This is a genomic window from Cupriavidus sp. H39 (genome assembly GCF_050271075.1).
Lineage (GTDB): Bacteria > Pseudomonadota > Gammaproteobacteria > Burkholderiales > Burkholderiaceae > Cupriavidus > Cupriavidus necator_B.
The window spans coordinates 376548-391656 of the sequence record NZ_CP189848.1 but is presented as its reverse complement, the minus strand read 5'-3'; the positions used below and the strand labels follow the sequence as shown (position 1 = coordinate 391656).

Annotated in this window: 14 protein-coding genes; 8 read left to right on the top strand and 6 right to left on the bottom strand. The window is 68.6% G+C overall.

Going from position 1 to position 15109, the window contains the following annotated elements; all coding sequences use genetic code 11:
• The 4 genes from mrdA to ACOCMH_RS17195 form a co-directional block, all read right to left on the bottom strand.
• Entirely contained in the window at window positions 1–2307 is a 2307-nt protein-coding gene (mrdA, locus tag ACOCMH_RS17210; protein ID WP_427312227.1) for a penicillin-binding protein 2, read from the bottom strand.
• 60 nt (window positions 2308–2367) lie between these two features.
• Window positions 2368–2880 carry a rod shape-determining protein MreD gene (mreD, locus tag ACOCMH_RS17205; protein ID WP_115212027.1) on the bottom strand — a complete coding sequence of 171 codons (513 nt, stop codon included), beginning with the start codon at window positions 2878–2880 and terminating at the stop codon, window positions 2368–2370.
• A complete protein-coding gene (gene mreC, locus ACOCMH_RS17200; RefSeq protein WP_427312226.1) occupies window positions 2877–3842 on the bottom strand; it encodes a rod shape-determining protein MreC in 966 nt (321 codons plus the stop codon). The genes mreD and mreC overlap by 4 nt, the downstream gene beginning before the upstream one ends.
• A 196-nt stretch (window positions 3843–4038) precedes the next feature.
• Window positions 4039–5082 carry a rod shape-determining protein gene (locus tag ACOCMH_RS17195; protein WP_008648066.1) on the bottom strand — a complete coding sequence of 348 codons (1044 nt, stop codon included), beginning with the start codon at window positions 5080–5082 and terminating at the stop codon, window positions 4039–4041.
• Between the two features lie 598 nt (window positions 5083–5680).
• Between ACOCMH_RS17195 and gatC the strand changes: the two genes are divergently transcribed.
• The 5 genes from gatC to gatB all read left to right on the top strand — a co-directional run bounded on the left by gatC (window position 5681) and on the right by gatB (window position 10698).
• The gene (gatC, locus tag ACOCMH_RS17190) at window positions 5681–5980 is read left to right on the top strand and encodes an Asp-tRNA(Asn)/Glu-tRNA(Gln) amidotransferase subunit GatC (RefSeq protein WP_116355310.1); all 300 of its coding nucleotides are present in this window, start codon (window positions 5681–5683) and stop codon (window positions 5978–5980) included.
• 92 nt (window positions 5981–6072) lie between these two features.
• Complete coding sequence (gatA, locus tag ACOCMH_RS17185; protein WP_427312225.1) at window positions 6073–7578, top strand: Asp-tRNA(Asn)/Glu-tRNA(Gln) amidotransferase subunit GatA; 1506 nt, start codon at window positions 6073–6075, stop codon at window positions 7576–7578.
• A gap of 2 nt (window positions 7579–7580) precedes the next feature.
• On the top strand, window positions 7581–8039 hold the full coding sequence (locus ACOCMH_RS17180) for a hypothetical protein (protein WP_171516593.1): 459 nt from the start codon (window positions 7581–7583) through the stop codon (window positions 8037–8039).
• A 17-nt stretch (window positions 8040–8056) separates the two neighbouring features.
• Window positions 8057–9151, top strand: coding sequence for a dienelactone hydrolase family protein (locus ACOCMH_RS17175; protein ID WP_427312224.1), 1095 nt, complete (start codon window positions 8057–8059; stop codon window positions 9149–9151).
• A gap of 89 nt (window positions 9152–9240) precedes the next feature.
• Window positions 9241–10698, top strand: coding sequence for an Asp-tRNA(Asn)/Glu-tRNA(Gln) amidotransferase subunit GatB (gene gatB, locus ACOCMH_RS17170; RefSeq protein ID WP_427312223.1), 1458 nt, complete (start codon window positions 9241–9243; stop codon window positions 10696–10698).
• Between the two features lie 259 nt (window positions 10699–10957).
• On the opposite strand, the gene ACOCMH_RS17165 is transcribed toward gatB, so the two are convergent.
• On the bottom strand, window positions 10958–11659 hold the full coding sequence (locus ACOCMH_RS17165; RefSeq protein ID WP_427312222.1) for a tetratricopeptide repeat protein: 702 nt from the start codon (window positions 11657–11659) through the stop codon (window positions 10958–10960).
• Between the two features lie 144 nt (window positions 11660–11803).
• Window positions 11804–12775: a magnesium and cobalt transport protein CorA gene (locus ACOCMH_RS17160; RefSeq protein WP_427312221.1), complete on the bottom strand. Its 972-nt coding sequence runs from the start codon at window positions 12773–12775 to the stop codon at window positions 11804–11806.
• A gap of 218 nt (window positions 12776–12993) precedes the next feature.
• Here ACOCMH_RS17160 and minC point away from each other — a divergent pair, with 218 nt between their 5' ends.
• From minC to minE, 3 genes are all read left to right on the top strand, one after another.
• Window positions 12994–13794 carry a septum site-determining protein MinC gene (minC, locus tag ACOCMH_RS17155; RefSeq protein WP_171516588.1) on the top strand — a complete coding sequence of 267 codons (801 nt, stop codon included), beginning with the start codon at window positions 12994–12996 and terminating at the stop codon, window positions 13792–13794.
• Between the two features lie 67 nt (window positions 13795–13861).
• Entirely contained in the window at window positions 13862–14677 is an 816-nt protein-coding gene (gene minD, locus ACOCMH_RS17150; RefSeq protein WP_171516587.1) for a septum site-determining protein MinD, read from the top strand.
• A 21-nt stretch (window positions 14678–14698) separates the two neighbouring features.
• A complete protein-coding gene (minE, locus tag ACOCMH_RS17145; RefSeq protein ID WP_012351386.1) occupies window positions 14699–14953 on the top strand; it encodes a cell division topological specificity factor MinE in 255 nt (84 codons plus the stop codon).
• Window positions 14954–15109 lie beyond the last annotated feature (156 nt).

Genomic DNA, 15109 nt, shown 5'->3' with positions numbered 1-15109 from the left:
TCAGCGAGTGGCGTCGGCACCGCTGGCTGCCTTGGCAGCCACGGGCTTGACGCGTGGTTTGGGCGCGGGCGCCTTGGCCGGCACCACCGTCGCCGAGGCCGGCGCGGGGGTCTGCGGCTTGCTGTGGCCAAGTGCCTGCAGCATGCGCTGGTCCAGCGTCTGCACCGCAGAGGCCGGGGCGATGGCGTCGGGATCCAGCGTGGCGGCGATGGCCTCCGGCGTCGGCGCCTGCGCGCCCGAGGCCGCCGCCACCGCGCTGGCGGCAGCGCCACTGGCAGGCGCGCCGCCGCTGGACATTACCGTGGCGCTGGCAATGCTGGCGGTCTGGCCGGTGGTGAACACGCTCGGCGTATCCACTGGCGCGCGGCCCGCCACGCGCTCGCCGGCAGGGGGGGCGATCGCCTCGAGTTCGGCGGGCCACTTGCCGGTCAGGTAGTAGTCCATCACCTTGCGCGCGATCGGCGCGGCCACCGCGGCGCCGAAGCCGGCGTTCTCGACGATCAGCGCGATCGCGATCTTCGGGTTGTCGGCCGGCGCAAAGGCCGTGTACAGCGAGTGGTCGCGCTTGCGCTCGTCGAGCGCGTGGTGGTTGTACTTCTCGCCTTTGGAAAGGCTGTAGGTCTGCGCCGTGCCGGTCTTGCCCGCCGACTCATACGCCGCGCCGGCAAACACGCGCGCAGCGGTGCCGGAGTGCGTCACCGCCACCATCGCGCGCTTGATCACGTCGATATCGGCCTGCTTGAGCGGAATCGTGTAGCTTTCCTTGGGCACTGTCAGCGCGCGCTTGCGCGTGACCGCGTCTTCCACCGCCTTGACCAGGTGTGGCTTCATCACCTTGCCGTTGTTGACGATCACCGAAGTGGCCTGCGCCAACTGCAGGATGGTGAAGCTGTTGTAGCCCTGGCCGATGCCCAGCGAGATGGTCTCGCCGTCATACCACTTCTGCTGCTCGGGCTTGCGGTAAGCCTTGCGCTTCCATTCGGTCGACGGCAGGATGCCGCGGCTTTCGCCCTCGATGTCGATGCCAGTGATCTGGCCGAAGCCCAGTGGCTTCATGAAGTCATGGATGCCGTTGACGCCCATGTCGCGCGCCAGCGCGTAGTAATAGGTATCGCACGAATGCACGATCGAGCTGTGCATGTCGACCCAGCCGTGGCCGCCCGGCTTGTCGTCGCGGAAGGTGTGGTTGCCCAGCGTGAAGAAGCCCGGATCCGACATGCCCCACGCCGCGGTGCGCTTGCCGGTGGTCAGCGCGGCCAGCGCCATGAACGGCTTGTAGGTCGAGCCGGGCGGATAGGTGCCGCGCAGGGGCCGGTTCAGCAGCGGCTTGTCGGGCGAGCCGTTGAGCTCGTTCCAGGTATTGGTGTCGATGCCCTCGACAAACAGGTTGGGATCGAAGGTCGGCTTGGAGACGAAGGCCAGGATGTCGCCGGTGGACGGCTCGATCGCCACCAGCGCGCCGCGGCGATTGCCATAGAGGGCCTCGGCCAGTTGCTGCAGGCGGATGTCGAGCGACAGGATCAGGTTGTTGCCGGGCGTGGCGGGCGAAGTGGACAGCGTGCGGATCGGGCGCCCGCCCGCGCTGACTTCCACTTCCTCGAAGCCGGTCAGCCCGTGCAGCTCGCTCTCGTAGCTCTGCTCCAGGCCGATCTTGCCGATGTAGTTGGAGCCCTTGTAGTTGTCGGCATCCTTGCGCGGATCGTACTTGGCGGCGTCGGCATCGTTGGCCTCGTCCATGGCCTCGATGCGCTCCTGGTCACGCTGCGAGATGCGGCCCAGGTAGCCCACCACGTGCGACGCCGACTCGCCCAGCGGATACTGGCGGAACAGCCGCGCGCGCACATCCACGCCCGGGAAGCGGAAGCGCTGCGCGGAGAAGCGCGCCACTTCCTCGTCGGTCAGCTGGCTGCGGATCGGCAGGCTTTCGAAGCTGCGGGACTCTTCCATCAGCCGCTTGAAGCGGCGCCGGTCGCGCGGCTGGATCTCCACCAGCCCGGACAGGCTCTCGATGGTGTTGTCCAGCGTATCGGTCAGCTTGGACGGCGTGATCTCCAGCGTGTACGCCGAATAATTGCGCGCCAGCACGACCCCGTTGCGGTCCATGATGATGCCGCGGTTGGGCTCGATCGGCGCCACCGAGATGCGGTTGTCCTCGGCCTTGGCCGAGTACTGGTCATGCTTGTACCACTGCAGCCACAGGAAGCGCGAGAACAGCAGGCCGAAGCAGATCACCGTAAACAGCGCCGCGGCCGCCACGCGGATGCGGAAGCGGCCGATTTCCAGTTCGACGTTGCGGATTTCGGTCATGGTACTGCGTGGCCTGGAGACATCGGTGGTGGACGGTGGCGGGCGATGGCGATGGCGGCGTCAGATCGGCCGGGTCTCGTCGACGTCGTTCGAGCGGCGCTGCGGCGCCAGCAGCAGGCTGGTCGCAAGCGGCCACAGCAGCGCCTCGATCGCCGGTGCCAGCAGCAGCGGCCAGCCGGGCAACGGTGCGCCCATGGCCAGCCGGATCAGCACCGGCACCGCGTGCGCGATGAACAGCAGCGGCAGCACGTGCAGCGCCTGGGTGTAGACCGTGAACCACAGCACGCGGCGGTGGATGGTGATGGCGAAGTAGGCCAGCAGCGTGTACGCCAGCGCGTGCTCGCCCAGCAGCCGGGCATCGTGCACGTCCATCAGCAGGCCCAGCAGGAAGGCCACGCCCATGCCCACCTTGCGCGGCTGGTGGATGTTCCAGAACACCAGCACCAGCGCCACCATGTCCGGAATCCACAGCGTGGTGCCCCACGGCATCAGGTTGAACAGGAACGCCAGCACGAAGCTGAAGGCGATAAAGGCCGGGTTGACCGGCCGCAGCAGGTATTGGGGATTGGTCACCGTGGTGCCTCCTTGGCGGACGCGGCCTTGCCCGCCGCGGCGCTGTCGGCGGCGGCGCGCGCGGCGGCGGACCGGGCGCCCCTGACCGGCGCTTCCGGCCGGGCCTCGACCGCTTCGCGCGCCGGGATGGCGGCGTCGTAGCGCACCACCAGCAGCTGGCGGTGCGCGCGCACGCCGGCCACCGGCTCGCAATAGACGCGCGAGAACGCGGTATCGGCCTTGCGCTCGATCTGCACGATCTTCGCCACCGGCAGGCCCGGCGGATAGGTGCCGTCCAGGCCCGAGGTCACCAGCAGGTCGCCCTGCTGCAGGTCGGCGGCGGCGGCCATGAAGCGCAGGTCCAGCTGGCCGGCGCGCGCACCGCCGAAGGCCACGCTGCGCAGGCCGTTGCGCACCACCTGCACCGGAATCGCCTGGTCCTTGTCAGTCAGCAGCGTCACTTCGGACTGGAACGGCGACACGCGCGTGACCTGCCCCACCACGCCGCGCTCGTCGATCACCGGGTAGCCGGCGCGCAGGCCGTGCTGGCTACCCTTGTCGATCACGATGCGCTGGCTGTACGGGTCGCGCGCGTCATACAGGATTTCGGCCGCCGTCACCGGCGTGGCCGACTGCTGCGCCAGCCCGAGCAGCTTGCGCAGCTGGTTGTTCTCGGCCTCGAGCTGCGCCTGGCGCACCGAGGCCTGGGCCTGCTGCACGGCGTGCTGGCGCAGCTCGCGGTTCTCGGTGGCGAGCGTCGCCGACGACTGCGCGTAGTCGAACATGGCGCGCAGCGCATCGCGCGGCGCCAGCACCAGGCGCTCGACCGGCATCAGCACGGTGGCGGCAACCTGCCGCCCGACGCGCAGCGCGTCGAAACGGGCATCGACCACCAGCAGCGCCAGCGCGATGCCCACGTACAGGACCAGCCTGGCGACAGCCGAGGTGCCTTGCTTGAAGAGCGGCGGAGGGGAGTAATCCATTTACCCGAACAAAGGCCGGAGGCCACGCGGAAACGCCCCGCCGCCCGCCGTGCCGCGCCCCGCCCCCTGGCGGGGACAGGCGCGGCACGGTCGGGCGGCGGGAACTGCCAGGGCCCGGCCCCGGCGGATGCGGCGCCGCGGCGCCGCCATGATCGGTCGATCCGGCACGCCGCGCATCGCCACGTGAGCGTCCTGCTTACTCGTACGAGAAGATGCTGCCGAGCTTGTCCATGCGTTCCAGCGCCATGCCGGAGCCGCGCACCACGCAGGTCAGCGGGTCTTCGGCGACCAGCACCGGCAGGCCGGTTTCCTCGGCCAGCAGGCGGTCCAGGTCGCGCAGCAGCGCGCCGCCGCCGGTCAGCATCATGCCGCGCTCGGCGATGTCGGCGCCCAGTTCGGGCGGAGTCTGTTCCAGCGCGATCTTCACCGCCGACACGATCTGGTTGAGCGGATCGGTGAGGGCTTCCAGGATTTCATTGGACGACACCGTGAACGCGCGCGGGATGCCTTCGGACAGGTTGCGGCCCTTGACTTCCATCTCGCGGACCTCGGAGCCCGGGAAGGCCGAGCCGATTTCCTTCTTGATGGCCTCGGCGGTCTGTTCGCCGATCAGCATGCCGTAGTTGCGGCGGATGTAGTTGACGATGGCCTCGTCGAACTTGTCGCCGCCGACGCGCACCGAACCCTTGTAGACCATGCCGCCCAGCGAGATGATGCCGACCTCGGTGGTGCCGCCGCCGATATCGACCACCATCGAGCCCGACGGCTCCGACACCGGCAGGCCGGCGCCGATCGCCGCCGACATCGGCTCCTCGATCAGGTAGACCTGGCTGGCGCCGGCGCCCAGCGCCGATTCGCGGATGGCGCGGCGCTCGACCTGGGTCGAGCCGCACGGCACGCAGATGATGATGCGCGGGCTCGGGCGCAGCAGCTTGCTGTCATGCACCATCTTGATGAATTGCTTGAGCATCTGCTCGGTGACGGTGAAGTCGGCGATCACGCCGTCCTTCATCGGGCGGATCGCCTCGATATTGCCCGGCACCTTGCCCAGCATCTGCTTGGCTTCCTTGCCCACCGCCGTGATGGTCTTCTTGGCGTTGGGGCCGCCTTCCTGGCGGATCGCAACCACCGAGGGCTCGTCCAGCACGATGCCCTTGTCGCGCATGTAGATCAGCGTGTTGGCGGTGCCGAGGTCGATCGCCAGGTCGTTGGAGAAGTAGCTGCGGAGAAATCCGAACATCAGGAATCCTGTCTGTGGTGGTGTTCGCGGGTAGGCGAAGCGGCCGGCGCCGCGAGCGGCCCGGCCACGAAGTACGTGGTGTTGAATACGGAATGGTTCTCGGCTTCCCGCTCCGCCCGCCGCCCGGCCGGAGGTTGTCCGGCCGGATGGGCATGGGATCGGCACCGCCGGCGCACCGCGCGCGCCGGCCCTACGGGAACCTTTGATTAGACCCCGCGAAAAAGTTCGCGGAAATGTGCAGACGCCGGCGCATCACGTCGGCTGTGGCGCGACATGCGGGACCGGCGGCAAGGCCTAATCAGAGGACCCAGGTTTGCCCTTCGGGCGCCTTCGGACACCCGGCGCGGGGGCGCCGGCCGCAGGCCATGTGGCGTAGGCGTTGCCAAAGGTCGGTAACTCGCAATGATACCTTATAATTCCAGCGGCTTCGGGCGTTTACAGCCTGAAAATACCTGCAATTCTGGCGACTCCGGGGCGCCCTCCGGCGCCCGCGGTCAGGTCCCCGGGCCACGCCACGCGGCGGCCCCGTAAGCCAGCCGCCGGCGCAGCCCGCGCCGCCTTTCGTATTCCGAGCATCCGAGCATCGACCCACCACGCCATGGCCCTCGACCTATCCGACGTCAAGCGCATTGCCCACCTCGCCCGCATCGAAACCAGCGATGCCGAGGCCGAACAGACGCTTGCGCAGCTGAACAACTTTTTCTCGCTGGTCGAACAGATGCAGGCGGTCGACACTACCGGCATCGAGCCGCTGGCACATCCGCTGTCGGCCGTGCGCGACATGGTCCAGCGCCTGCGCGAGGACGTGGTCACCGAAGCCGACCGCCGCGCCGACTACCAGCGCCCCGCGCCGGCCACCGAAAACGGCCTGTACCTGGTGCCCAAGGTCATCGAATGACCGTTGCCCGGCCCATGCCGCCGGCGCCGCCAGGCGCGCGGTCCGGCGCCGGCCGCCCGCCAGTACAACACCCCTGATGCCAACCGACTGTCATGCCCTTTTCCGCTGATTCCGTGACTTCCCTGCGCCAGCTTGCCGACGCCCTGGCCGCGCGCACCGTCTCCGCCGAGGAACTCGCGCGCGAGTACCTGGCCCGCATCGAGCAGGCCGCCGCGCTCAACGCCTTTATCCACGTCGATGCCGAGCTGACGCTGGCCCAGGCTCGCGCCGCCGACGCACGCCGCGCGCGCGGCGAGGCCGCGCCGCTGACCGGCGTGCCGGTCGCGCACAAGGATGTGTTCGTCACGCGCGGCTGGCGTGCCACGGCCGGCTCGAAGATGCTGGCCAGCTATGAAAGCCCGTTCGACGCCACCGTGGTCGAGCGCATGGCCGCGGCCGGCATGGTCACGCTGGGCAAGACCAATATGGACGAATTTGCGATGGGCTCGTCCAACGAGAACTCGCATTTCGGCCCGGTGCGCAACCCCTGGGACACCAGCCGCGTGCCCGGCGGTTCGTCGGGCGGCTCGGCCGCCGCGGTCGCCGCCGGCCTCGCGCCCGCCGCCACCGGCACCGACACCGGCGGCTCGATCCGCCAGCCGGCCTCGTTCTCGGGCATCACCGGGATCAAGCCGACCTACGGCCGCGTGTCGCGCTACGGCATGATCGCCTTTGCCTCGTCGCTGGACCAGGGCGGCCCGATGGCCCACAGCGCCGAGGACTGCGCGCTGCTGCTCAACGCCATGGCCGGCTTCGATCCGAAGGACTCGACCAGCATCCCGCCCGCGCAGGGCGGCGTCGACGAGGACTACACCCGCCTGCTGAGCCAGCCGCGCGCCGGCGCCACCGCCGAGCGCCCGCTGGCCGGCCTGCGCATCGGCCTGCCGAAGGAATACTTCGGCAAGGGCCTGGCGGCCGACGTCGAGCAGGCCGTGCGCGCGGCGCTGGCCGAATATGAAAAGCTGGGCGCCACGCTGGTCGAGGTGTCGCTGCCCAAGACCGAGCTGTCGATCCCGGTGTACTACGTGATCGCCCCGGCCGAGGCTTCGTCCAACCTGTCGCGCTTCGACGGGGTGCGCTACGGCCACCGCGCCGCCGAGTACCGCGACCTGCTCGACATGTACAAGAAGACCCGCGCCGAAGGCTTCGGCGCCGAGGTCAAGCGCCGCATCATGGTCGGCACCTACGTGCTGTCGCACGGCTACTACGACGCCTACTACCTGCAGGCGCAGAAGATCCGCCGCATCATCGCCGACGATTTCCAGCGCGCCTTCGCCCAGTGCGACGTGATCATGGGCCCGGTGGCGCCGACGGTGGCGTGGAAGCTGGGCGAGAAGACCTCGGACCCGGTGCAGATGTACCTGGCCGACATCTTCACGCTGTCGACCAGCCTGGCCGGCCTGCCCGGCATGAGCGTGCCGTGCGGCTTCGGCGCGGGCAACATGCCCGTCGGCCTGCAGCTGATCGGCAACTACTTCGACGAAGCGCGCCTGCTGCAGGCCGCGCATGCGTTCCAGCAGGCGACCGACTGGCACCTGCGCCGCCCCGCCAAGGCCTGACCATGACCCGCACCCTGCTCCGCCTGCTCGCTGCCGCAGCGCTCGCCGCGCTGGTGGCGGGCTGCATCCAGCTGCCGATCATCGGCAAGCCCACGCCGATCGCCAGCCGCGACATCGACCTGGCCGGCGACTGCCGCCGCACCGAGGAAGACGGCTTCCGCGAAGACGCGCAGCTGCGCATCGCCGACAACAGCGTGCAGCAGCTGTCGTGGAAGCTGTGGGTGGGCAAGCGCGGCTCGTGCAGCTTCAACCTGGCCGACTTCCGCCAGGTCCAGAAGAAGCCGCATATCGAACTGCGCGCCAACGACGGCAGCGGCTGCAAGCTGATGGTCTGGCAGGACCCGCGCCGCGTCACGCTGGCGCACGCCAACTGCCAGCAGCGCTGCACGCCCGGCATCTATGAAGAAGCCTGGCCCGTGATGTTCGAACCAGGCACCGGCGCCTGCGCCCGCACGCGCTGAAGCCACCGCAGCCGGTCATGATCCAGTCCCCCGCCACCCCGCAACCCGCGCCGCGCGCCGCCCGCCCGGTGGCCGCCTGGGTGCGCGCCGCGGTGGCGCTGGGCCTCGGCGCATGGCTGGCCGGCGCCGCGGCGCATACGCCGGACCTGCCCGCACCCGCACTGGACGCGCCGGCACCGCTGACGCCGGCGGGCGTGCTGGCGCCGAACGCGGTGAGCCGGGCCGCGCCCGCCGCTGCGGCCACGGCGCCCGTGCCCGCGCAGCGGGTGCAGCTGCGCGGCGATGCCGCCACGCCGGCACTGACCGCCTACTGGTTCCTGCCGCGCGAAGGCGCCACGCCGCGCGCGCTGCCCGTGGTGGTGGCGCTGCACGGCTGTGGCGGCCTGCTGGCCCAGCGCCCTGCGCGCGAGCGCACCGCTGGTACGGCCGACACCGACAAGGCCGGCGTTGCCGCACTGCTGCAGCAACGCTACCGTGAATACGCCCACTGGCTGACCGAACGCGGCTATGCGGTGCTGATGCCGGACAGCTTCAGCGCGCGCGGCAGGCCTCACGGCATCTGTACCGAGCCCATCGACACGCGCGCCATCGACGACCGCACCCGCCGTGCCGACGCGCTCGCCGCGCTGCGCTGGGTGGCGCAGCAACCCGCGGTCGACGCCGCCCGCATCGTGCTGCTGGGCTGGTCGAACGGCGCGCAGGCGGTGCTGGCCACCGTCGACGCCAGCCGCCCCTGGCCGGCCGGCACGCCGCCGGTCGAGCGCGCGGTGGCGTTCTACCCGGGCTGCAAGCGCGCGGTGCAGCAGCACAGCTTCCGCCTGCGCGCGCCGCTGCTGCTGATGATCGGCGGCGCCGACGACTGGACCCCCGCGACGCGCTGCGCGATGCTGCAGAGCGCCGTGCTGGCGCGCCAGCCGGGGGCGCGCTTCCGGCTGGAGATCTATCCGGGCGCCTATCACGGCTTTGACGGCACCAGCGAACTGCATCGGCGCACCGACGTGCCCGCCGCCGCCATGCGCAAGACCCAGAGCGTCACCGTTGGCGGCGACGCCGTGGCCCGCGTCGCCGCGCTGGCCCAGCTCGACTCCTGGCTGGCCAGCCCCGACCCCTGACCGCCACGCAAGACCAGACCCAACACCGGGGCGGCGCTGCCGTTCCCTCGCAACAGACAACATCGAAAGAACCGAACAGGAATACCGCCATGCAATGGGAAGTGGTGATCGGCCTCGAAACGCACGCGCAGCTGTCGACGGCCTCGAAGATTTTTTCCGGCACCTCCACCGCCTTCGGCGCCGAGGCCAACACGCAGGCGTCGCCGGTGGACCTGGCGCTGCCGGGCGTGCTGCCGGTGCTGAACCAGGGCGCGGTCGAGCGCGCGATCCAGTTCGGCCTGGCGATCGGCGCCACCATCGCGCCGCGCAGCGTGTTTGCGCGCAAGAACTACTTCTACCCCGACCTGCCCAAGGGCTACCAGATCAGCCAGTACGAGATTCCGGTGGTACAGGGCGGCACCATCACCATCCAGGTCGAGGGCAAGCAGGGCGAGTCCTATGAGAAGACCGTCAACCTGACGCGCGCGCACCTCGAGGAAGATGCGGGCAAGTCGCTGCACGAGGACTTTGCCGGCATGACCGGCATCGACCTGAACCGTGCCGGCACGCCGCTGCTGGAAATCGTCACCGAGCCCGACATGCGCAGCGCCGCCGAAGCGGTGGCCTATGCCAAGGCGCTGCACTCGCTGGTGGTGTGGCTGGGCATCTGCGACGGCAACATGCAGGAAGGCAGCTTCCGCTGCGACGCCAACGTGTCGGTGCGCCCGCTGGGCCAGAAGGAATTCGGCACGCGCCGCGAGATCAAGAACCTGAACTCCTTCCGCTTCCTGCAGCAGGCCATCGAATACGAAGTGCAGTGGCAGATTGCCGAGATCGAAGACGGCCGCAAGATCCAGCAGGCCACCGTGCTGTTCGACCCGGACACCGGCGAAACCCGCGCCATGCGCACCAAGGAAGATGCGCACGACTACCGCTACTTCCCCGACCCGGACCTGATGCCGCTGGAGATCGACGCCGGCTGGATCGAGCGCGTGCGTGGCCAACTGCCCGAGTTGCCGGCAGCGATGCAGGCGCGCCTGGTCTCGCAATACGGCCTGTCGGCGTATGACGCCACCATGCTGACCGCCACCAAGGCCTTCGCCGCGTACTACGAAGCCGTGGTTGCCGGCGCTGGCGCGGCCAGTGCCAAGCCCGCCGCCAACTGGCTGATGGGCGACGTGGCCTCGCAACTGAACCGCGAAGGCATCGCCATCGACGCGGCGCCGGTCACGCCGGCGCAACTGGCAAAGCTGCTCGCGCGCATCGCCGACGGCACGGTGTCGAACAACACCGCGAAAAAGGATGTGTTCCCGGCCATGTGGGCGGGCGAGCATGGCGGCGACGCCGACGCCATCATCGAGGCCAAGGGGCTGAAGCAAATGTCCGACAGCGGCGAGCTGGAAAAGATCATCGACGACGTGCTGGCCGCCAATGCCAAGTCGGTCGAGGAATTCCGCGCGGGCAAGGAAAAGGCGTTCAATGCGCTGGTGGGCCAGGCGATGAAGGCGACCCGGGGCAAGGCCAACCCGGCGCAGGTGAATGAGTTGTTGAGGAAGAAGCTGGGCTGAGGTTGAGCGGTTCAATCTCCGCCGGTTTGCTCCCTCTCCCGCCTGCGGGAGAGGGGCGGGGGTGAGGGTGAGCGTTTCCACTGGCTAAGGCCGGTGGGTTAACACCGTAGGCCTTGCTTGATGTGGTCGCTTGCTAGCCCACCCCTCACCCCGGCCCTCTCCCCATGAGGGGAGAGGGAGAACACCTTGCTTGGGTTAGCTCCGGCGACTCTGGAGCACCCCCAAACCACCGCTTCGTTGTCGTGAAGGCAGTTCTTGCCTACATCCCCGCCCTGCCCCTCACCGTTTCCTCCAGCAGCGACCTCAGCTTCGCCAGCGCTCCCGGATCCCCGTGCGCCGCGGAGCGCGCGTACCAGATCTTCGCCTGCTCGATATCCCGCTCGACCACGCCAGGCTCGCCGCGCTCATAGAAGCTGCCGACGATGTACTGCGCGCCGCCATCCCCCGCGGTCGCCGCGCGGCGGTACCACGCAAACGCCTGCGCGTAGTCGCGCGGCACGCCGCGCCCGGTGAAATAGTTCGTGGCCAGTTCCATCTGCGCCTGCACATGGCCGCCCTGCGCCGCGCGCTCATACCAGCGGTTCGCTTCTTGCAGCGATTTCGGCACCAGTTCGCCGCGCTCGTAAAGATCGCCCCAGGTGTATTGCGCATGGGTCATGCCGTTGTCGGCCGCCTTGCGCAGCCACACCAGCGCCTCTTGCGGCCGCGCGGCGGTGCCCTCCCCACGCAGCAGCATCATCGCGTAGTTGAACTGCGCGAGACGGTTGCCCTGGCGCGCGGCGCCGGCGAAACCCTGCAAGGCCTCGTCGAAGCGTCCCGATTCGTAAGCCGCTACCGCGTCGCGGGTCTGCGCCTGCGCGGGAGCGGGCGGCTGCGGTGCGGCCGCAACCGGAGGCAGCCACAGCCATGCGCTGAGGATGCCGGCCAGCATGGCGGCATGCGGGGAACGGGCTTTCGACATGGCGGACTCCGGGCGCGGGGCCTTCTTTGCTCCAGTGTAGGAGTCTGCGTGGGCGCCCGGTAGCAGGCGATTATCCGCGCAAATAATCAAAGGACTGCAAAAATCCATCCTTTCATTCGTCGCACCAATACTTCTGCGCGGCGTTCAAATCCAGCCCGCGCGGTGCAGCCGCCGCCACAGCGCGCCGCAAGCCACCGCAGTCACGCCGATCACGGCCGGATAGGCGTAGTGGACTTTCAGCTCTGGCATGAAATCGAAGTTCATGCCGTACAGGCTGAACACCACCGTCGGGATCGCCAGGATCGCGCCCCAGCCGGCCAGCCGCTTGACCACCTCGTTCTGGCCAACGGTCACCAGCGCCAGGTTGACCTGCACCGCGGTGGTCAGCATTTCGCGCACCACGTCGAGCGTGCGCACCAGCCGGCTGGCGTGGTCTTCGATATCGCGGAAATAGGCGCGCAATTCCTTTGGCACCAGGTCTTCGTGCAGCCGGATCAGCTGCCCACACATGTCTTCGATCGGGCTGACCGCATTGCGCAGGCGCAGCACCTGGCGCTTGATCTGGTACAGGCGCTCGATGGCGGCGCGGTCGAATTCGTCGCGGAAGATGCCCTGCTCCAGCGCCTCGAAGGTGTCCTCCAGCCGCGTGACGATGGGCAGGTAATGGTCGACGACAAAGTCCATCAGTGCGTACAGCACATAGCCAGGCCCGTTCGCCAGGCCATGCGGGTCGTGTTCGCAGCGCTCTCGCACCGGCGTGTAGGTGCTGCTGGCGCCATGGCGTACCGAGACCACGTAGTGGGTCCCGACGAACAGATGGGTCTCGCCGACCACGACTTCATCCTCCGCCAGTTGCGCGGTGTTGAGCACCAGGAACACGGAATCGCCGTACGCCTCGAGCTTGGGCCGCTGGTGCGCGTTCATCGCGTCTTCGACCGCGAGGTCGTGCAGCCCGAAGGCTTGTTGGGCCTGGCGCAGCAACGCCAGCTCGGGCTCATGCAGTCCCAGCCAGACGAAGGTGCCGGGCACGGCCAGCACCGTTGGGATTTCCTCCATGCTTACCGTGCCAAGGCGCTTGCCCTGCCGGTAAGCCACGCAATTGACAATGGCGCCCATGGAAACTCCGCTGATCAGATGGCGCAATCGTAACAAGGCTTTGCATGGGGCCCGGGGCCGCTGCGTACGATGCCGCGCAAGCCGCGCCGGCCACACTTGCGCTGCACCACCGGCGCGCGCATGGAGCCCACGCGCCACCTGCGGTACATATCGATCCAATTGTTACAGTTCGCGACAGATACAACGTTAGAATGTGGCATTTCCACGGTCACCCGGCTATGTCCCAGAAGAAATCGCCACGCTTCGAGCTGCGCAGTGGCAACGTCGACGCCCTCCTTCTCGCCCTCCAGACCGCCGACATGGCTGCGCTGCGGGATGACCTCCTCACCCGCTTCGAAGCCACCCCCGACTTCTTCTCCAATGACGTGATCGCGCTCGACCTGCGCGCGCTGGAAGACGACAGCGAAGTCGCGCTCGGCACCGTGATCGACACGCTGGCCACGCTCAAGGCCCGCGCCATCGGCGTGGTGGCCCGTGCGGGCCAGCGCGAGTGGGCCGAGCGCTTCGGCCTGCCGCTGCTCGACAGCCAGGCCCGCCGCAGTGGCGCCACCGAGCGTGCCGCCGAGGCCAAGGCCGCTGCCGCCGCGGAACAGGCCGCCGCCGCGCAGGCGGCGCGCGAGGAAGCCGCCCGCGCCGCGGCGCAGGCGGCCAACGACGCCGCCATCGCCGCGGCCGTGCGCCAGACCCAGACCCTGCTGATCGACAAGCCGCTGCGCTCCGGCCAGCAGGTCTACGCGCATGGCGACGTAGTCATCATGGACGTGGTCAGCTACGGTGCGGAAGTCATCGCCGAAGGCAACATCCATATCTATGCCCCGCTGCGCGGCCGCGCGCTGGCGGGCGTCAAGGGCAACACCGGCGCGCGCATCTTCAGCACGTGCATGGAGCCTGAACTGATTTCCATCGCCGGCATCTACCGGACCGCGGAGCAGACGCTTCCGGCCGATGTGCACGGCAAGACCGCCCAGGTGCGCCTGGCCGATGAAAAACTGATCCTCGAGGCGCTGCGGCTCAAGTAACCGCGGCGCCCCCCGGGACCGAATCGCAGAGAGCGCAAGCTTCAACTTATTACTGGACCAAAGAGCCATGGCAAAAATCATCGTTGTGACCTCCGGCAAGGGAGGCGTCGGCAAGACCACCACCAGCGCCAGCTTTGCCGCCGGCCTGGCCCTGCGCGGCCACAAGACTGCCGTGATCGACTTCGACGTCGGCCTGCGCAACCTCGACCTGATCATGGGTTGCGAACGCCGCGTGGTGTATGACCTGATCAACGTGGTGCAGGGCGAAGCCAACCTGCGCCAGGCGCTGATCAAGGACAAGAAGTGCGAGAACCTGTTCATCCTGCCGGCCTCGCAGACGCGCGACAAGGATGCGCTCACGCGCGAGGGTGTCGAGAAGGTGATCGACGGCCTGATCGAGATGGATTTCGAGTACATCGTCTGCGACTCGCCCGCCGGCATCGAATCGGGCGCGCTGATGGCCATGTACTTTGCCGACGAGGCGCTGATCGTGACCAACCCGGAAGTGTCGTCGGTACGCGATTCGGACCGCATCCTGGGCATCCTGGCGTCCAAGACCAAGCGTGCCACCGAGGGCGGCGACCCGATCAAGGAACACCTGCTGATCACCCGCTACAACCCCAAGCGCGTGCATGGCGGCGAGATGCTGTCGCTGACCGACATCCAGGAAATCCTGCGCATCAAGCTGATCGGCGTGGTGCCGGAATCGGAAGCCGTGCTGCATGCCTCCAACCAGGGCACGCCCGCCATCCATATGGAAGGCAGCGACGTGTCGGACGCCTACAGCGACGTGGTGGACCGCTTCCTCGGCAAGGACAAGCCGATGCGCTTCACCGACTACCAGAAGCCCGGGCTGTTCTCGCGCATCTTCGGCAACAAGTAACGGTCAAGGAGGGCTCACCCCATGTCGATCCTTTCCTTCCTGCTGGGAGAGAAGAAAAAGTCCGCGTCAGTCGCCAAGGAGCGGCTGCAGATTATCCTGGCGCATGAGCGCACCGGCCATTCCGCACCCGCCGACTACCTGCCCGCGCTGCAGCGCGAGCTGGTGGCGGTGATCTCCAAATACGTCAAGATCGGCGACCAGGACCTGCGCGTCAGCCTGGAACGCCAGGACAACCTCGAGGTGCTCGAGGTCAAGATCGAGATCCCGCAGCACTGACGACAGGACCCGGCAGCGCCGGGTCCATGCGCCTGCGGGGCGCCCCGCCCCGCCCCCTCCCCTCTCCCGCCCTGACGCGCCAACGCCTCCGCCGCCACACCAGCCCGGCTTCGAGGCCGTCCCGCAGCGCTGCCGCGGCCGCCAAATGCAGAATTC